We start from the raw sequence: 19,065 nt of genomic DNA on the forward strand, positions 1-19,065 counted from the left end.
CGAACTATAGATTTGGAACCGAAGCGACTTAATGCGAAAACTCCTAATTTGCGTCTCGCAAACTGAATCCTTGTTTCTCGACATTGATCCTCCGTACGAATCCAGGAAACCGCGCACCGGTTATTTGGTCAAGTCCATTGCTGGCAAAGGCGAAGAGGCCGGCGCACACACTGCCTCTTAAACGGCCTCATTCAATTAGGATTATTCTTATAAAGAAAAAGCGTTGCACGCTGACAACCGAAGCAACGTCAATTTCGTCATAAATTGTCGAAATTTGTAAAATATAAGTTACTAATAAATATGCCGATTCGATTAATGACCAACAGACTTAATCAATCAATTTATAAAAATGAAAAAGGCCAATTAACGACAAGTCGTTAATTGGCCTTGAAAATACGCGCGAATCCATGCCGTTCGGCAATCTATAAAAACGTTGATCTAGCGGATTAATTCACAGCGACTACGGGCTGTCAAGCACCCGTCAACCACGAATCCAGCGTGCCATTATTGAGATGGATTTTAAGAACAGCCTGATAGGCGTCGAACTGCGTTGTAACTGCGCTAACCTGGTTGTTATAGAAATCGCTTTCAGCGGACAACACGTCCAGCAACGTCCGTCGGTTCAGGTGATACCACTGCTCGAAAAACTGCTTGCGGATCAGATCCGATTCCGTGGAAAGCTGGTCGTACAGCTTGGCGCGCGTGCTCATGGCGAGCGCGTCATGGTAGGCATCCCGTACCTTGAATTCCGAGTCAAGCGCCAGCTGGTCGCGCTTATCAAGGCTCGACGAAGCACGCGACAGCGCTGCGCGCTCGGCGGCACGCTGGCTGCCACCCTGGAATGGCGTCCAGGACAGTTGCAGCATGGTTGACCAGGGTTGACGGTTGCCGAACACATCCGGCGCCGTATTCTTGTTGATCACCCAGTTCAATTTGGGCATTGAGTCTGCCCGCACCGACTGAGCGTTCAACTTCGCAGCTTCGGCTTCCGCGTCAGCCTGGGCGATTGCCGGGTTCTGCGCCACGGAGCTGACTGCTGAATCTACGCCATCAAGCATGAATTGCCAGTGAACCCCGCCGGGCATGGGAGTAGGCTCTTCGCCGACCAGCTTGCGGACCGCGATCTCTTGCGTGCGCACTTGTGCGGCAACCGTTGCCTGCGACGTCTGGGCCTGCAGCAACCGGGCCTGAGCTTGCGTCAATTCGCTCAGGCGGCCCGGGTCCGCCTTGACAATCTCTTCCAGCATTTGCACCAGTTGCGACATACGCTTCACGTAGTTCTCGCCAATCGCATACACGGCGCGGTTCTTGGCCAGCTCGACCAGGCTGCTCGAGGTGTCGTAAGCATTCTGCTGCGCCAGGGTCTGGTAGTACAGCTCCGCGGCCTGCGCCGTTTTCGTGCGGCTGTCGATACTCTTGCTCGTCTTGCCAAAGTCATAGATCAGGGTAGTGATCGCAACACTCGCGGTCGGACGGTTGTACTGGTTGAAGCTGGCGCTATCGCCGGTAATGGCAGGCGAATTCGCGCCGACCTGGATCTGCGGATAACGCTGGCCCTTCACCTGATCGACGTCGAACTTTGCCGCGTCCCAGTCATTGCGCGCCTGCTTGAGGGCCGGGCTGCGCGCAGCAGCGGCGTCCGCGGCGTTGCGCAGGGCGGCGCGTACTGCCTGCTCCGGCACGACCGCTGTATTGAGGACCGAACGCGACGTGCTGCCGTCGTCCAGCCAGTCCGAATACGTCTGGTCGTTCGAGCGCATGGTGCGCACGGTGCGACGAATGCCGGCGGGCGGATTGGCCATTACCATGGCCGATCGGGCGTCAAGCGTGGCCTGCACCGATGCCTTGTTCGCCATGCCTGCACCGGATACGGAAGGCGAATCACTGTCTGCTTGTGCAGTGCTGCCCGTAGCCAGCGAGCCTCGCAGTGACTGGAGATCGCTTAGCACGTTGGGCACCCGCGGGGAAACAGCGGATGCCGTTTGCGTCGGGCTGACGGCGCGAATAGGCGACTGCGCCATGCCGATGCGTGCGCTATTGGTAGCGGTAAATTCCGGACGCAGCGCGGAAGGGGCCGACGCAGCAGCCGACGCAGGGACAGCAATCTGCGGCGCCGCGGCCTGAACTGCCGGCACGGCTGGTTGCTGCGAAGCCTGCACAATGCCGGCGTTCGCGAAGGCCTGGGCAAAACTGCCCGATAACGGCGGCAAGCTCGCGCTTGAGCGCGTGGCCGAGGGTTGCACCGCTTCGCTAGCGCTTGCCTGCAAAGGCTGCATGGCCACGGGATTCGCCTCTATAGCGCGTGACACCGCAACCGCTTGCGGCGACTCATACACGGCAGCCGCGGCAGGAGCCACCGCCACCGGCTGCGCTCGCGGTGCGCCCGGCGCTATGGCGCGAGCCAGCGCTACCGCCCCGTCCATGTTGTTGTCGGCCGAAGCTGCCGGCTGGGTTAGCCGTGACTGCTGCGGCGCCCACGCCATGTCGTCCAGCGCTGACCTGGCCTTTGCGTCCGTTGCGCTGAATGCCAGCCCGATAACACCGCTACCGACCAATACGCCCATCGCGGAGAACAACGTCCGGTTCGGGGTGATGCCATACGGAAGCGCGCCATCAAGCTTGTTTCCGGCGCGGATCAACCGCACTTTGTTTGATTGTGTTGACATGTCGACTTATCTCTCGCGGAACGCTTCACGCGACTTGAAAATGGGTTTCAGCAGGTACGAGAGCACGGTCTTTTCGCCAGTGCGAATTTCGACGTTGCCGGTCATGCCGGGAATGATCGGCAAATGCTTGCCGGCGGCCACGAGTTCGCTTTTATCAGTCAGAACCTGTACCCGGTAATAGATGGCATCGGGTTTGCCCGGCGCCGCTTTCTCGTCCTGCAGCGTGTCCGGGCTGACGTCAATGACATGCCCCTTCAAGCCACCGTAAATCCCGAAGTCGTAAGCAGAAATCTTGACCATGGCCGGGAGTCCCGGATGAAGAAAGGCCACGTCTTTCGGCTGAATACGCGCCTCGACAATCAACTGGTCGGCATAAGGCACGATGCTCATGATCTGCGCGCCTGGCTGAATCACGCCGCCGATAGTCGTAATCTTGATGTCCTTGACCGTGCCCTTGACCGGCGCGACCAGCGTGGTGCGTTCCAGCACGTCAGCGCGTCCTACCAGGTTTTCCTTCGTTTGCGACAACTCGAGGTCGAGGCGCGACATTTCGTCGTTGGCATCGGACTTGTACTTGTTGCGGCGATCCACAATCTGCGACTGCAATTCGTTCGCGCTGCGCTTCATGCGCAGAACTTCGGTTTCCGAAATCAGGCCACGCGCTGCGAGCGGTTCCGTCATGTTGATTTCGTTCATCGCCAGCCCATAGCTTGTTTGAAGCGAAGCCACGGTGTCTTGCAGGGAGCGGCGACGTGATTGATACGTCTGCGTCTCACTCAGGACGACGGCCGGGTCCTTTAGGACATCGTCGGGAAACACGAGGGCCGTGCCATTCGCTTCAGCACGCAGCCGTGCAACCTTGGCTTCGAGACCGATCAGCTTGGAATGCCCTTCGGAGTACGACGAATCAGCGCGCTTCGGGTCAATGTTCAACAGCAGCTGGCCCTTCTCGACTACGTCACCTTCTTTCACATGCATGTCGGCGAGAATTCCGCCTTCCAGGCTCTGGATGATCTGCTCACGCATGACCGGAACCACTTTCCCCTGTCCCTGCGTAACTTCTTCAACGTGGGCAAATTTCGCCCAGATCAACCCGCCAACAATCACGGCAGCAACCAGGTAGAGCATGGCCATGGTGCCGGGGATCGACTGCGCGAGCATCGATTCGCGCAAGTCGTTCATGTAGGCCGTATGGGCCGGATGGACGTAAGGCGCGGCATTCTTTTTGCGGCCGCCCGGCGTCAGTGAGCGGGCCCAATAGCCCAATCGTGTAAATAATTTCATGATGGTTCCTTGATGGCGCCGTGCGCCTGTGTATCGGTTCCCTGCGCGTGACTCACGGCTGGAGCGGCAGGGTTGCGCAATGCGGCAAGCACTTCTTCCTTCGGGCCATCGGTGACCACTTTTCCTGCATCTATAACCACGATGCGATCAACCAGTTGCAGCAGCGAGGGCCGGTGCGTGACCACTACCAGCGTGGTGCCGCGCGTGGCTTCTGCCAGATCCCTGATGAATGCGCTCTCGGTTTGCGTGTCCATTGCGCTGGTCGGCTCGTCCATCAAAATAAGCGTGGGACGCGCAATAAGGCAGCGAGCGATGGCGACAAGTTGCTTTTGACCGCCCGACAAACCGTCGCCGTTTTCACCAATCTGCATGTTCCAGCCGTGCGGATTGCCCGCGGCTATTGCGTCGAGTCCGGTCAGCTTGGCTACTCGCAGCAACTCGTGGATGCTTGCATCGGGACGGCCAATCATCACGTTCTGACGAAGCGATCCGTAGAACAGGCGGCTGTCCTGTGACACATAGCCCACCTTTTCGCGCCAGTCGGCCGGATCGACTTGCGTGATATCAATGCCGTCGCTGAACACCTGGCCGCTTGTCGGACGATAAAGATTCGACATCACGCGCAGCAACGATGACTTGCCACTACCCACACGGCCCAGAATGGCGACGCGTTCTCCTGCACGAATGTCGATGTTGATGTTCTTCAGGAATTCAGGCGGCTTCATGCCGTTCTGAACCGGGTAGTGGAAGCCCACCTGACGGAGTTCGATCGCGCCGCTGATACCCGGGTTGTTCAAATACTGGACGTCCGGATCGCGTTCCACCGGTTTCTTCATCAGCCCGCTGAGCGAGTCGAGCGCAGCCTTGGCTTGCTGGAAGCGCACGGCCAGACCGGCAACTTGCGCCAGCGGTGCCAATGCTCGGGAAGCCAGGATCACAGAACCGATCAACGCGCCCTGCGTCAGCTTGCCTGCCGAAATCATGTACACGCCGGCTACCACGATCATCACCGTTTCGAACTGCGTGATCCACGAGACGAAGTTCATGGCGAGCGCCGAGAGATGCTTCGATTTCATCGAAGTGTCAGACGCCTTGGCTGAAAACAGTTCCCAGCGTTCCTGCATGTAACGCTCGCCGCCAGTGGCCTTCAACGTTTCAATGCCTTCCACGCTTTCAATCAGGACACCTTGCTTGAGCGACGATTCGCGCAGGTTTTCCTTCATCACCCTCTTGAGCGGCCATTGAATCAACACGCTCACGCCGACGATCACGGGGACCAGCAGCAGCGGGATAAAGCCAAGCATGCCGCCGATCATGAAGATCACCGCGATATACAGGAACGTGAAGGGCAAATCCGACAACGTGGCGAGCGTGGCTGACGCGACGAAGTCGCGTACCGATTCAAACTCGCGCAACTGGTTGGCAAACGAGCCCGACGATGCCGGCTTGTGCTCCATGCGAATGGCGAGCGCCTTCTTGAACAACATGGCGCCCATGATCAGATCGGCTTTCTTGCCGGCGACATCGAGCACATGAGCCCGGACGTTTCTTGCAATGAACTCGAACAGCATGGCGATCGCCACGCCGATCGCGAGCGACCACAAGGTGACAAACGCCTGGTTCGGGACCACGCGGTCATAGACGTTCATCGTGAAGAAGGTGCCGGCCAGCGCGAGCACATTGATCAGCAGCGCGCCAAGGGCGGCGCTCCAGTAGTAACGCCGATAACGCCACAACGTGCTCAACAGCCAGTGGCCGTCCGACTTCTCCTCAGGTATGCCCGCGCGGGTGTCGACCTTGCCAACGGGCTTCACCAGCATCGCAAAGCCGGTGTAGTTGGCTTTGAGCTGGCTGACGCCGATGGAGACGACCTTCGAGCCCGTCTCCGGCAGCACCACCAGGTAGGCGGCTTCCATTTCGTCCTGGGCCGGTTGCTGGCCTTCCTTGATTTCAGCGGCCGGCTTGATGACCTTGACGTCGTTGGGCGCGCGGCCGAGCAGGACGCAACCACCGTGATCCTTGCGGAACAGGATGACCGGCAGCAACATGGGCGACACTTCGTTGGGCTGGCGTTCGACCACGCCGACATTGAAACCCGACTGCTCCATGGCGAGCTGTGCTTGCTTGGGGGAAATGAATCGTCCCGCGGGCAGGCCCGAGAGCATCGCCGCTTCGCTGGTCGGCTTGCCGTGGTACGCGGCCATCCATACGAGACTTTTCAACAGCGTGTCGTCAACCTTCGTCGATAGCGCCAATGCATCGTCGCCGTCCGGTTGAATGGGCGTTATCGCGCCCGGTACTTCATTTTTCATGGCATTTGACTTTTGAGCGTCCGGTGAGGAGGCTTGGGCCTCCGGACCAGCCGGGGTGGATACGTCGTTCAGTAACGACGCGGAACGATTCGTCGCGGGATGCATTTATTTCAGCGGATGCATTATCTGCACGGGCTCGGACACCGAAAATAAGAAGCGTCCTAAATACAAACAGCGAAGGGAATCCGTAATTGCTGCTCTGCGCACTGACTTAATGCGATGAGTTGATTCTCGTCGTCGGAGGCTCAGAGAACCATGAGAATGGTCCTAATTAAACGGATGCCGAACTCTTGAGTTGTTCGTGAACATGCGCTGAAAAATCAGCGGCTTACGCCTACTTAAACGAATAGCGATGGGGAATTCGGATGGGACGGCCAGACGCAAAAATGCCGGCGCGCGGGCCGGCATTTTGATTAACGAAGCAGAACGTAACGATGATTAAAATGGCGTCATAACAACAAGAAGCGTCGCACCAGCAAATCCGGGGACGGGAAATTCGTTAAACATTCTGTGCCACTTGTGAGAATGCTTATTTTCGCCTCGTTAAACCGCCCGGGCAAAACATCGCAATAAGCGTGAGAAATAAGCACAAGCAGGACGATGCCCGGGTTGGCGTGCTTTAAGCTGCGAGGCTATGTCTCAATGAGGAAACCCCTCCATGTCAACCTCCCCTGTCGTGCTGGAAATCTGTGCGGGTTCGGTTACCTCATGCCTGGCAGCGCAAGAAGGCGGCGCGAGCCGTGTCGAGTTTTGCGACAACCTGCTGGAAGGGGGCACTACCCCTTCATACGGCGCCACCGCCAGCGCGCGCGAAAAACTGCAGATACAGTTGAACGTCATCATCCGCCCGCGCGGTGGTGACTTTCTATATTCAAATGTCGAGTTTGACGTGATGGAGCGAGATATCCGCGCCTGCAAACAGCTCGGCGTCGACGGCGTGGTGATCGGGTTGCTCACCGCCGACGGTGATATCGATGTGCCTCGTACCCGGCATCTGGTGGAACTGGCTGCATCCATGCCGGTTACGTTTCACCGGGCGTTCGACGTAGCGCGTGATCCGTTTGAAGCGCTGGAAGACATCATTTCCACAGGCTGCAACCGCCTCCTCACCTCCGGACAGGAAGCCAGTGCACTGGAAGGCGCTGCGCTCATCAGCAAGCTGCGTGAGGCCGCCGGCGAGCGCCTGGTGATCATGCCGGGCGCGGGCGTACGGGTGAACAATATTGCGCGACTGGTCGCGGAAACCGGTTGCGTCGAGTACCACACCTCCGGACGCGTGCCCTCCCCCAGCGGCATGCGCTATCGCAATGAACGGGTAAAAATGGGCGGTCCGGGACAGGATGAATACGCGATCGTGGAGACGTCGGCTGACTTGGTGAAACAGATTCTTTCTGAAGCGAATCAAGCGTGGCAACACGTGCACCGCTTGACGTGACCATGCGGTAACGCAATTTAGAACGGCTTGATCACCACCAAAAGCGTCGCACCGAGCAGCCCGAGGATGGGAAACTCGTTAAACAGTCTGTACCACTTGTGCGAACGTTTATTTTCGCCACGTTGAAACCGCCCGAGCAAAACCCCGCAATATGCGTGATAAATAATCACCAGCGCGACGATGCCCAGCTTGGCGTGCATCCATCCCTGCCCGCGCCCGATTCCCATTACCAGCAGCAGCCACAAGCCGCACGCCAGCGCCGGCACAGCGATAAACGTCATGAAGCGGAACAGCTTGCGCGCCATCTGCAGCAGTCGCCGCGTAGCTGCCGCGTCGGTTTCCGACGCGAGATTGACGAAAATTCGCGGCAGGTAGAACAGGCCGGCGAACCACGAAGCCACTAATACTATGTGCAGCGATTTGATCCAGAGCATCGGAAGCATTTTCTCGATTATTGGCGTATTTCGCCGTGGCCCAGCACCACGTATTTCAACGATGTGAGTCCGTCCAGTCCAACCGGGCCGCGCGCATGCAGTTTGTCGTTCGAGATGCCAATTTCGGCACCCAGGCCAAACTCGAAACCATCGGCGAAACGCGTTGATGCATTCACCATCACGCTCGCCGAATCGACTTCACGCAGGAAACGCATCGCACGGTCGTGGTCTTCCGTGACGATCGCATCCGTGTGATTCGAGCTATAGGTGTTGATGTGATCGATGGCTTCGTCAAGGTCGTTCACCAGCTTGATCGACAGGATGGGGCCGAGATATTCGGTGCTCCAGTCGGCTTCGGTGGCGTCCACGAGCGGGCCGCTGAATTTTGCCTCGTTCAGCACGGCGCGCGCCGCGGCATCCACGCGCAGTTCGACCTCTTTCGCCTGGAACGCCTTTGCCAGCACCGGCAGCGCCTGAGCCGCGATGCCGCGCGCCACCAGCAGCGTTTCCATGGTGTTGCAGGTGCCGTAGCGATGCGTCTTGGCGTTGTCGCAGACGTTGAGCGCCTTGTTGAGATCCGCGCGGTCGTCCACGTAGACGTGGCAGATGCCATCGAGGTGCTTGATCATCGGCACCCGGGCTTCTTCCATCAATCGCGCGATCAGGCCCTTGCCGCCGCGCGGCACGATGACATCGACGTATTCGGTCATGGTGATCAGCTTGCCCACCGCCGCGCGATCCGCCGTCGCCACGACCTGCACCGCGTCCTGCGGCAAGCCGGCCGCTTCCAGCCCTTCACCAATCAATTTCGCCAGCGCCGTATTGCATTCCAGCGCCTCGGAACCGCCACGCAGAATGGTCGCGTTGCCGGATTTGAGGCAAAGCGCGGCTGCGTCGATGGTCACATTCGGACGCGATTCATAAATGATCCCGATCACGCCGAGCGGCACGCGCATCTGGCCGACCTGAATCCCGCTCGGCCGAAATTTCAACCCGCTGATTTCACCGATAGGGTCAGCCAGCGCGGCGACTTGCCGCAAGCCTTCGATCATCGTATTCAGCGCTTTATCGGAGAGCGTCAGGCGGTCGATGAACGCGGCGTCATGGCCTTTGTCGCGAGCGTGGGCGAGATCTCGCGCATTCGCGTCCTTCAACGTGGCGCGCTCGCGTTCTATCGCGTCGGCGACCGCGTTGAGTGCGGCGTTTTTCGCAGCCGTCGACGCCCGCGCCATCGCGCGTGAAGCCTGGCGCGCGCGGCGGCCGAGGTCGGTCATGTATTCGTCGATGTTGGTCATCGTCATTCTCTTGGGTTCGTTCGACGCTTGATGTGGCGAGGCTGTCAGATCGGACGGCGTGCCAGCAACCGATTTTAAGCCGTTGTCAGGCTGGGCGCTTGGTAGCCGGCGAGGCTGCGGGCGGCTTGCCGTGCAGCGGACTGCCCGACGACGCGACGGTCATCGCGAGTTCGAACATGCCGTCCCACGGATCCGGCGGCGGATCGCCCGGGTTTGCGCTGCCTCGCGGACCGCCACCGCCGGATAATCCCTTCACCTGCCTGTCCAGCTTCGCCGCCAGCGACAACGCCTTTTCAAGCGCCGCTTCGCTCACGCGCGAGAGCGCAGGTCCGATCAACCGCTCGCGCGGTCCCCACACGCGATTTTCTCGTAGCAGCGTGGCGAGCGGCTTGCCCGCCGCAACGCCGCGTTTCATGCGCAGCAGCGTGCGGATTTCTTCCACCAGCGCCCATATCACGAGCGTGCCGGCTTCGCCCTCGCCCTTCAGGCCGTCGAGCATGCGTGTCAAGCGGCCGACGTCGCCGGTCAGCATGGCTTCGTTGAGCTTGAACACGTCATAGCGTGCGACGTTGAGGACCGCGTCATGGATCTGTTCGAACGTGAGCACGCCTGCGGGATGCAGAAGCCCAAGCTTCAGGATTTCCTGATGCGCGGCGAGCAGATTGCCCTCCACCCGTTCCGCGATAAACACCAGCGCCCGCCGTCCGTCCTCGCCCGGCGCCACGCGCTGGTTTTGCGCGCTCAGGCGTTGGCCGATCCACATGGGCAACTGCGCGCGCTCGACCGGATCGATTTTCATCATCACGCCCGGGCCGCTCAGCGCCGTGAACCACGCGGACTTCTGCGTGGCGGCATCGAGCCGTGGCAAGGTGATAAGCGTGAGGACGTCGGGGTTATCGGCGGCGGCCAGGGTTTTCAACGCCTCGCCACCTTCCTTGCCCGGCTTGCCGGTGGGAATGCGCAACTCGACCAGTTGGCGGTCGCCGAAGAGCGACATCGACTGGCTCGCGCCCAACAACGAACTCCAGTCGAAATAACGGTCGACGACAAACACCGATCGGTCCGTGAAACCCTGCGCCCGGGCCGCCGCGCGAATCTTGTCGCACGCTTCCTGCGCGAGCAGATGCTCGTCGCCATAGACAACGTACAAGCCCTTCAGGCCTTTCGCGAGGTGCGCGTCGAGCGCGTCGAGTCGAAGTTGCATGGTTTTTCGTGACGCTCCGGCGCTTAGAGCGGCGGCACAGGCAACGGCGCACGCGGCGCGATGCCCGGCAAAGCCTCGCTCGGCGCCGGATGCAGCGAACGCACGACGGCAAGCCGGCGCGTCAACTGGTCCACAGCGTCGAACTGCATGTCGCGATACAGCGTCTGCGCTTCAATACCCTTCGCCAACGTGAACTGATCGCTATATGTCAGCGCCCGGTTCAGCGAAATCACGCTCGGCGGAATCAGCAAGGTACCGTCGGCGCCCACCATCGAATAATTCAGGTTGTAGTCGAGTTCGTACTCCTGCACGACGCCTTGTGCATTCAGACTCAAGGTCTTCATGCCGTTGCCGCCGGTCAGCGAAAGGATGGCGTCGGGCTTTTCCGACACCTTGACGATCACGGTGTCGCTGCCGCCTTCCACTACTCGCTGGAGGCGTCCAAGCATTTCCGGCGTGCCGCCGCTAATGGCGAGCCGCTTGAACGCGTAGTCCTGCTGCCCGCGCAACTGGAAGCCGCAGGCGGACAGCAGCACCGCGCTGCACGCCAGCGTCAGGATCGAGCGCCGGCTGATCGCGCGCTTCGTCATGGTGTTGGTCGAATTCAAGCTGACAGCTTTCCTGCTCACAACGTCCTCCAGGATTTTCATGGCGCGCGATCTCAGGCTCATACGACCACGTTCACCAGCCGGCCCGGCACCACGACGACCTTCTTCGGCGTGCGCCCTTCCGAAAACTTCGCGAACATCTCATGGGCGACCGCCGCCTTTTCGATGTCCTCGCGCGACGCATCTTTCGCCATGGTCAGCGAACCACGCACCTTGCCGTTGACCTGCAAGACCAGCTCGATTTCAGCTTGTTCAAGCGCGGCTTCATCCACTTTCGGCCAGGATGCGTCGAGCAAACCGCCATGCAGATTGACGTAACCGAGTTCCTGCCACAACTGGAACGTGATATGCGGCACGACCGGATACAGCACACGCAGCAACACGCCGAAGGTTTCGGTCAGCACGGCGGGCGTTGCGTCCTTCGCGCTATCCACGGCATTCAGCATCTTCATGGCCGCCGAGACGACCGTGTTGTACTGCAAGCGGCCGTAGTCGAAATCGGCCTGCTTCAGGATGGTGTATATCTCGCGGCGCAGCGTGCGATCGGAGTCATTGAACTTCGATGAATCGAGCTTGGCATGTGTTTTAAGGACAGTGGCACGGCCATGCGCGAGTTGCCACACGCGGCGCAGGAAGCGGCTCGCGCCTTCCACGCCCGTGCCCGACCACTCGAGCGACTGCTCAGGCGGCGCAGCGAACATGACGAACAGACGCGCGGTGTCGGCGCCGTAGGCATCGATCAGCAATTGCGGATCAACACCGTTGTTCTTCGACTTCGACATCTTCTCCACGCCGCCGATCACCACCGGCTTGCCATCGGCGTTCAGCACCGCGCCGACCGGGCGGCCTTTGTCGTCGTGCGTGACGGTGACGTCGACGGGGTTGATCCACGTCTTCTTGCCCGCCGCGTCTTCGCGGAAATAGGTTTCGTTCAGCACCATGCCCTGCGTGAGCAGGTTCTTCGCCGGCTCGCCGAACTTCACCAAGCCCAGGTCACGCATCACCTTGGTCCAGAAACGCGAGTACAAGAGGTGAAGAATCGCATGCTCGATCCCGCCGATGTACTGATCCATCGGCATCCAGTAATCGGTGCGTTCGTCGACCATCGACGTTGCGTCGGGCGCGGCATAACGCGAGAAATACCAGGCTGAATCGACGAAGGTGTCCATGGTGTCAGTCTCGCGCTTCGCCGGCGCGCCGCACTTCGGACACGTGCAATTGACGAAGGCTTCGGACTTGGCGAGCGGATTGCCCGTGCCGTCCGGCACCAGGTCTTCCGGCAACACGACCGGCAGATCGGCTTCCGGCACGGGCACGTCGCCGCAAGTCGCGCAGTGGATGATCGGGATCGGCGTGCCCCAGTAGCGCTGGCGCGAAATGCCCCAGTCGCGCAGACGCCACGTGATTTGTTTATCGCCGAGATTTTGCGCTTTCAGGTCGGCGGCGATTGCGCTGGTCGCGTCTTCGAAACCGAGGCCGTCGTACTTGCCGCTGTTGATCAGCGTGCCCACGCCCTTCTCGCCGTACCACTCTTCCCAGGCGTCCGTGCTGTAGGTCTTGTCTTGCACCGCGACCACTTGCTTGATCGGCAGCGCGTATTTTTTCGCGAACGCGAAATCGCGTTCGTCATGGGCCGGCACGCCCATCACGGCGCCTTCGCCGTAGCTCATCAGCACGTAATTGCCAATCCACACTTCGACCTTTTCCTGCGTCAGCGGATGCGTGACGAAGAAGCCGGTCGGCATGCCCTTCTTTTCCATCGTCGCGACGTCGGCTTCAGCCACGCCGCCGCGTTTGCATTCTTCGATGAACGCCTGCAAACCCGCGTTATCGCGAGCAAGGCGCGTGGCGAGCGGATGTTCAGCAGCAACGGCAGCGAAGGTCACGCCCATGATGGTGTCGGCGCGCGTGGTGAACACGCGCAGCAATTTGCTCTCGCCGTCGATCTCGTACGGGAAGCCGAAATTCACGCCGAAGCTCTTGCCGATCCAGTTCTGCTGCATCACCTTCACGCGCTCGGGCCAGCCGAGGCCTTCCAGGTCGCCGAGCAACTGATCCGCGTAATCCGTGATGCGCATGTAGTACATCGGGATTTCGCGCTTTTCCACCAGTGCGCCCGAACGCCAGCCGCGCCCGTCGATGACTTGTTCGTTCGCGAGCACCGTCTGGTCTTCCGGGTCCCAGTTCACCGTCCCGGTCTTCTTGTACGCAATGCCCTTTTCCAGCATCTTCAGGAACAGCCACTGGTTCCATTTGTAGTACTCGGGCTTGCACGACGCAATTTCACGCGACCAGTCGATAGCCAGCCCCATCGACTGCATCTGCTTCTTCATGTAGTCGATGTTGTCGTAAGTCCACTTCGCCGGCGGCACGTTGTTCGCCATCGCGGCGTTTTCCGCGGGCATGCCGAACGCGTCCCAGCCCATGGGCATCAGAACATTGTGGCCGTTCATGCGCAGGAAGCGGTACATCACGTCGTTGATGGTGTAGTTGCGCACGTGGCCCATGTGCAACTTGCCCGACGGGTACGGCAACATGGACACGCAATAGAACTTGGGCTTGTCGCTGATTTCGGTCGCCCGGTAGACATCTTTCGCGCGCCAGTCGCTTTGCGCTGCGGATTCGACGTCGGCGGGTACGTATTTATCTTGCATGGTGTGGTTTTTGGCGGTTTTGCCTTTCGGCGTTGCGGCAGTACTGCCTGGCGGCGGTGCTCGGCTGGCGTCGGTTGCGGGTTCTGCCCGGATTCTGCCCGGGCTTTGCCAGGATCGCAGCCCCTCGGGCCGCTGCCTGGCGCTATTCCAACCCCGGTTGGGCGCGCCCGCGCGGCCAAAACGCGATTATACCGTTGGGGCAGAAGGTTCCGGCAGTGTGCGTTCCTGCGCCCTGGGCTCGCGTCGCGCATGGGACTTTTATCCCGGCGAAGCGTTGCACTCGCGGGCTCTGCGTTGGTTTGGCTTTGGAGGGTCGGTTTGGCTTTGGAGCGTCACTCGTCCGGGAGCTAATGCGCCGGCTTTACCTGATCCGTCACGAAGCCGATCTTGTTCAGCCCCGCGTCCTGCGCCGCCCCCATCACCTGCGCTATCACGTCGTAGCGCGTGTCCTTCGACGCCCGCAAGTGAATCTCCGGCGGCGTTGCGCGTTTGCCTTCAGCCGCGAACTGGCTTCGCATCTGCTCGAGCGTGATCGGCTTGTCGTTCCAGTAGAGCTTGCCGGTGGCATCGATGGAAAGCGTGATCGTGTCCGGCGTCTCGTGCGCGGCTTGCGACGCGACCTTCGGCAAATCAAGCCGGATAGCATGCGTGAACAACGGCGCCGTGATGATGAAAATCACCAGCAGCACCAGCATGACGTCGATCAACGGCGTCATGTTGATCTCCGCCATTGGCGCGCCGTTCGATTTCTTGTCCAGTCCGCCGAATGCCATGATGTGCTCGTCCGGATGCGTGGTCTTGAAGGATCAGCTATGAATACCGCGACGTCTTAAATCGCGTGGTCTTGAACGACGGGCGCGCTCTTGACGCGGCGCGGCGCCACACCGCTTGTATAGGCGTGCAGGTCGTGTGCGAAACCGTCGAGTTCTTCCGATATCTGCCGCACGAGCCGCCCCAGCACGTTGTACGCGAGCACGGCGGGGATTGCCACGACCAGCCCGAACGCGGTCATGATGAGCGCCTCGCCGACCGGGCCGGCTACGTTCTCGATCATCGCCTGTCCGCTCGCCGCGATACTTCCGAGCGCGTGATAAATGCCCCACACCGTGCCCAGCAAGCCGACGAACGGCGCCGTACTCCCCACCGACGCCAGCAAAACCTGCCCGAACTCAAGCCGCCGCTGAGACGCCAGCAACGCATGCCGCAACGCGCGCAATACCCGCTCGCCGGGCTCCACATGCGCGATCAGCGCCCCCGGCATTTCCGCTTCCGTGGCTCGCCACGCAGCAACCGCGAGCGGCAGATACACGCGCTCCCGATCCACTTTCCGCAATTCCGCGATACCCTCGGCCAGCGTCGGCGCCTGCCAGAAACGCTGCACGGCGCGCGGCCCCTGACGCTTCGCGCGCACCAAAACCCAAGCCTTCACGATGAGAAAACACCAGCTCGCCACCGACATGGCCAGAAGCACGCCCGCGACGCCGTGTGTGATGCCGTCGCTGCTCTGCAGGTAATGGATGATGCCGGTTGTAGCCATCGGACAAAAACCCCGGGTTTGGGTGGCTCAGGCTCAGCGCAAACCAAGCACGTCTTGCATGTCGAAGAAACCGCGCTCGCGGCCCGCAAGAAAGTGAGCGGCGCGCAACGAGCCCTGCGCGTAAGACAAACGGTTGGACGACTTGTGCGTGATCTCGACCCGCTCGCCAATGCCCGCGAACAACACGGTGTGATCGCCGACAATGTCGCCGCCGCGAATCGCAGCGAAACCGATAGTCGATGGGTCGCGTTCCCCCGTCACCCCTTCGCGGCCGTACACGGCGCAATCCTTCAACTCGCGGCCGAGCGCGTGCGCGATGGTTTCACCCATTGCAAGCGCGGTGCCCGAGGGTGCGTCAACCTTGTGCCGGTGATGGGCCTCGATGATCTCGATGTCGTAACCTTCGGCAAAATGCTTTGCCGCGAATTCGAGCAGCTTGAGCGTCACGTTCACGCCCACGCTCATGTTCGGTGCGAACACGATCCCGATTGTTTCGCCGGCCGCACGCAAGCGGACTTTCTGCTCATCGCTGAAACCGGTGGTACCGATCACCATTTTCACGTTATGCCGCAACGCCGCTTCCAGATGCACGAGCGTGCCTTCGGGACGCGTGAAGTCGATCAGCAGGTCCGCGTTGGCGAAAACCTGCTCAATATTGTCAGTCAGCAAAATGCCCGTCTCTTGCCCGAGGAACGCGCCCGCGTCCTGGCCGAGTTGCGGCGATCCGGTTCTGTCGAGCGCACCGGCCAGCGTGGCGTTGGCGTCCTTGAGAACGGTTTCTATGAGCATGCGGCCCATGCGGCCCGATGCGCCGGCAATGGCGATTTTCATGGCGTGTCTCGCGTGAGTTGGGGCGATGAAGTCAGAAGCATGGCAGCGATACGACAGATACGGCGGCCGCATGGCACACGGCCGCCCGAACAGGACAGGTCTCGACGAAACCAGACAAAGCAGGCGGGCAACGTACGTCGGCCCGCCGTTCTGCTTAGTTGGTAGTCGTTGCCGGCACGGAGGACGCGCCTAAACCGTTGCTCGTGTTCGCCGGGGCAGGCGACGTGCCTTGCGGACCCACAGCGGTGCTGTCCGGGATCGTGATCGTATTCGGACGACGTTGCAGCTGGATCTGCGAGTTGCCTGCCGCGCTGACGTTCGGCGGCAATCCCGGGTTGCCCGGCACGGTCGGCATGGCCGACGAGCGGGTGCGGCCCGTGGGTGCCTGCACGGCGTCGGTCGCGCGATTGGCGGCTTGAGCGGCTTGCTGGTTGGCGTCGCCGGCAAATGCGTTCGACGCATTCGATGCATCCGGCTGGACGCCCGACGCACTCGCCGTTCCCGCGACCGCTGCGCCGCTAGCGGACGTACCCGCTGCAGCAGCTGCGTCCGTTGCGCTGGCGCCGCTGGCTGAAACGGCCGTGGCCGCAGCCGTAGCGGCGGTGAGCTTGCGGCCCTTGTCGCCGTCAATTTCGGCAAGCAATTCGAGATTCGACGGCAACCCCTCGCCGCCCGACCAGCTCGCTACGTGATCGCCCGCGAACAACACGACGAAATCACGCTGCTGCACGACCGACGTGGAACCGCGCTTGAAGTAGAAGACGTAGTCCCAGCGATCCGCATGGAACATGTCCGCCAGCAACGGCGTGCCGAGCAGCGTCTTCACCTGGTCGCGCGTCAGGCCGACCTTCATCTGGCTCGCCGCTTCCGCTGAAACGAAGTTCCCCTGCACAACCGTGATCCGGTACGGTGTGATGCGCTGCGCGATGCTTTGCGTAACGCTATCGTAAGCGGAACAACCAGCCAGGACGGTCATAGTGGCGGCAGCGATCAAGGTTCCGCGCATACGACGGCTCTCCCGGCTATTCAATAAAGATTTTAGAAACATTTCACCCTTCATTTCACCCTTCGCCTGGCCCATCGCCCGTGGGGGCGCAAGAAGTTTCGGAGTCTTTCGGAGATCGCGCCATTTCGTTCGGATGGTGACCGGAACGGTAAAAACGCATTACTATGAGAACCTTGAATTGTACTCTAGGGATGCCTAGCGATGACCAATCCCGCCGATCTGAAAAATATCGGGCTGAAGGCAACCTTGCCCCGGCTCAAGATCCTTGAGATTTTCCAGCATAGTCCTGTGCGTCACCTGACTGCAGAAGACGTGTATAGAAACCTGTTGCACGAAGAACTCGACATCGGTCTCGCCACCGTGTACCGCGTGCTTACGCAGTTCGAGCAAGCCGGCCTGCTGACGCGCAGTAATTTCGAGTCGGGCAAAGCCGTGTTCGAGCTCAACGAAGGGACCCATCATGACCATCTGGTGTGTCTGGACTGCGGCAGGGTGGAAGAGTTCTTCGACGCTGAAATCGAAAGCCGTCAGCAGGATATCGCGAAGGAGCGCGGCTTCAAGCTGCACGAGCACGCGCTTGCACTGTATGGCACGTGTACGAAGGAGCAGTGTCCACACAGAAAGAACTGATTTCAGTTAACCGTTCGTGCGTGTGGTTCAGTGCGCAACGTGTAAAAAAGCCGCCGGTTCTTGCAAACCGGCGGCTTTTTTTTCAGCTTGATTTCACCGCGTTAATTTGCGGCTTTTACTTTGCATTAGCCAGTGCTACGGCCGTGTCCAGCATGCGGTTCGAGAAGCCCCACTCGTTGTCGTACCAGCTTGATACCTTCACCAGACGGCCCGACACCTTCGTGAGCGTCGCGTCGAACGTGGATGAAGCCGGGTTGTGGTTGAAGTCGATCGACACCAGCGGCGCGGTGTTGTAGCCCAGGATGCCCTTCAACGAGCCTTCCGATGCTTCCTTCATGATCGAATTCACTTCGTCCACCGTCGTGTCGCGTGCAGCAATGAACGACAGATCCACGATCGACACATTGATGGTCGGCACGCGAATAGCGTAACCGTCCAGCTTGCCGTTCAGTTCCGGCAACACCAGGCCCACCGCCGACGCAGCACCCGTCTTCGTCGGGATCTGACTATGCGTGGCCGAGCGCGCGCGACGCAAATCCTCGTGATACACGTCCGTCAGGACCTGGTCGTTCGTGTACGCATGGATAGTCGTCATCAGGCCGTTCACCAGGCCGATCTTGTCGTTGAGCGGCTTGACCAGCGGCGCGAGACAGTTCGTTGTGCACGATGCGTTCGAGATCACCGTATCCGATGCCTTCAGCACGTGATGATTCACGCCATAGACAATGGTTGCGTCGACATCTTTACCGCCCGGCGCCGAGATGATGACCTTTTTCGCGCCAGCCTTGATGTGCGCGCTGGCCTTTTCCTTCGTTGTGAAGAAGCCGGTGCATTCCATCACGACGTCCACGTTCAGCTCGCCCCACGGCAATTCGCCCGGATTGCGGGTCGCCAGTACGCGAATCCGGTCGCCATTGACCACGAGGTAGTCACCATCCACCGACACAACGCCGGGGAACTTGCCGTGCGCCGTGTCGTACTGCGTCAGGTGCGCGTTCGTGTTGGCGTCGCCGAGGTCATTGATGGCAACGATCTCGATGTCGTGCTTCTTGCCGTTTTCATACAAGGCGCGCAGCGTATTGCGGCCGATACGGCCGTAGCCGTTGATTGCAACGCGAATCGTCATGATCTATCTCCTGATGGCTGAAAAAAGGTTCCAGTTCGCTGCT

The 19,065-nt window shown here is 60.3% G+C and carries 15 protein-coding genes; 2 read left to right on the plus strand and 13 right to left on the minus strand.

Features of this window, described 5'->3' with window-relative positions; all coding sequences use genetic code 11:
• Window positions 1-470: 470 nt before the first annotated feature.
• From HB376_RS36260 to HB376_RS36270, 3 genes are read right to left on the minus strand one after another with little or no spacing between them, the layout of a single operon-like run.
• Window positions 471-2,666 carry a TolC family protein gene (locus tag HB376_RS36260; protein ID WP_213768515.1) on the minus strand — a complete coding sequence of 732 codons (2,196 nt, stop codon included), beginning with the start codon at window positions 2,664-2,666 and terminating at the stop codon, window positions 471-473.
• 6 nt (window positions 2,667-2,672) lie between these two features.
• Complete coding sequence (locus HB376_RS36265; RefSeq protein WP_255631768.1) at window positions 2,673-3,950, minus strand: HlyD family type I secretion periplasmic adaptor subunit; 1,278 nt, start codon at window positions 3,948-3,950, stop codon at window positions 2,673-2,675.
• Window positions 3,947-6,262 (minus strand): type I secretion system permease/ATPase, encoded by a 2,316-nt coding sequence (locus tag HB376_RS36270; RefSeq protein ID WP_213768516.1) that lies wholly within the window; start codon window positions 6,260-6,262, stop codon window positions 3,947-3,949. Before HB376_RS36270 ends, HB376_RS36265 begins: the two co-directional genes overlap by 4 nt.
• 658 nt (window positions 6,263-6,920) lie before the next feature.
• Between HB376_RS36270 and HB376_RS36275 the strand changes: the two genes are divergently transcribed.
• Window positions 6,921-7,697 carry a copper homeostasis protein CutC gene (locus tag HB376_RS36275; protein ID WP_213768517.1) on the plus strand — a complete coding sequence of 259 codons (777 nt, stop codon included), beginning with the start codon at window positions 6,921-6,923 and terminating at the stop codon, window positions 7,695-7,697.
• Between the two features lie 17 nt (window positions 7,698-7,714).
• On the opposite strand, the gene HB376_RS36280 is transcribed toward HB376_RS36275, so the two are convergent.
• The 9 genes from HB376_RS36280 to HB376_RS36320 form a co-directional block, all read right to left on the minus strand.
• The gene (locus HB376_RS36280; protein WP_213768518.1) at window positions 7,715-8,131 is read right to left on the minus strand and encodes a CopD family protein; all 417 of its coding nucleotides are present in this window, start codon (window positions 8,129-8,131) and stop codon (window positions 7,715-7,717) included.
• A 17-nt stretch (window positions 8,132-8,148) separates the two neighbouring features.
• Window positions 8,149-9,426: a glutamate-5-semialdehyde dehydrogenase gene (locus tag HB376_RS36285; RefSeq protein WP_213768519.1), complete on the minus strand. Its 1,278-nt coding sequence runs from the start codon at window positions 9,424-9,426 to the stop codon at window positions 8,149-8,151.
• Window positions 9,427-9,511: 85 nt separating this feature from the next.
• Window positions 9,512-10,630 carry a DNA polymerase III subunit delta gene (gene holA / locus HB376_RS36290; protein WP_213768520.1) on the minus strand — a complete coding sequence of 373 codons (1,119 nt, stop codon included), beginning with the start codon at window positions 10,628-10,630 and terminating at the stop codon, window positions 9,512-9,514.
• Between the two features lie 23 nt (window positions 10,631-10,653).
• Entirely contained in the window at window positions 10,654-11,205 is a 552-nt protein-coding gene (gene lptE, locus HB376_RS36295) for an LPS assembly lipoprotein LptE (protein WP_213768537.1), read from the minus strand.
• A 92-nt stretch (window positions 11,206-11,297) separates the two neighbouring features.
• Window positions 11,298-13,892 (minus strand): leucine--tRNA ligase, encoded by a 2,595-nt coding sequence (leuS, locus tag HB376_RS36300; RefSeq protein WP_213768521.1) that lies wholly within the window; start codon window positions 13,890-13,892, stop codon window positions 11,298-11,300.
• A gap of 347 nt (window positions 13,893-14,239) precedes the next feature.
• Window positions 14,240-14,665, minus strand: a complete 426-nt coding sequence (locus tag HB376_RS36305) for a biopolymer transporter ExbD (protein ID WP_213768522.1) — start codon at window positions 14,663-14,665, stop codon at window positions 14,240-14,242.
• A 56-nt stretch (window positions 14,666-14,721) separates the two neighbouring features.
• Window positions 14,722-15,429, minus strand: a complete 708-nt coding sequence (locus HB376_RS36310) for a MotA/TolQ/ExbB proton channel family protein (protein WP_213768523.1) — start codon at window positions 15,427-15,429, stop codon at window positions 14,722-14,724.
• A gap of 33 nt (window positions 15,430-15,462) precedes the next feature.
• A complete protein-coding gene (gene dapB / locus HB376_RS36315; protein ID WP_213768524.1) occupies window positions 15,463-16,260 on the minus strand; it encodes a 4-hydroxy-tetrahydrodipicolinate reductase in 798 nt (265 codons plus the stop codon).
• A gap of 154 nt (window positions 16,261-16,414) precedes the next feature.
• Window positions 16,415-17,266: an outer membrane protein assembly factor BamE gene (locus HB376_RS36320; protein ID WP_213768525.1), complete on the minus strand. Its 852-nt coding sequence runs from the start codon at window positions 17,264-17,266 to the stop codon at window positions 16,415-16,417.
• A 201-nt stretch (window positions 17,267-17,467) separates the two neighbouring features.
• Between HB376_RS36320 and fur the strand changes: the two genes are divergently transcribed.
• On the plus strand, window positions 17,468-17,896 hold the full coding sequence (fur, locus tag HB376_RS36325) for a ferric iron uptake transcriptional regulator (protein WP_213768526.1): 429 nt from the start codon (window positions 17,468-17,470) through the stop codon (window positions 17,894-17,896).
• Between the two features lie 115 nt (window positions 17,897-18,011).
• Here the strand turns inward: fur and gap are convergent, their stop codons facing one another.
• Window positions 18,012-19,022: a type I glyceraldehyde-3-phosphate dehydrogenase gene (gap, locus tag HB376_RS36330; RefSeq protein ID WP_213768527.1), complete on the minus strand. Its 1,011-nt coding sequence runs from the start codon at window positions 19,020-19,022 to the stop codon at window positions 18,012-18,014.
• Window positions 19,023-19,065: the final 43 nt, after the last annotated feature.

The organism is Caballeronia sp. dw_19 (genome assembly GCF_018449515.1).
Taxonomy (GTDB): domain Bacteria; phylum Pseudomonadota; class Gammaproteobacteria; order Burkholderiales; family Burkholderiaceae; genus Caballeronia.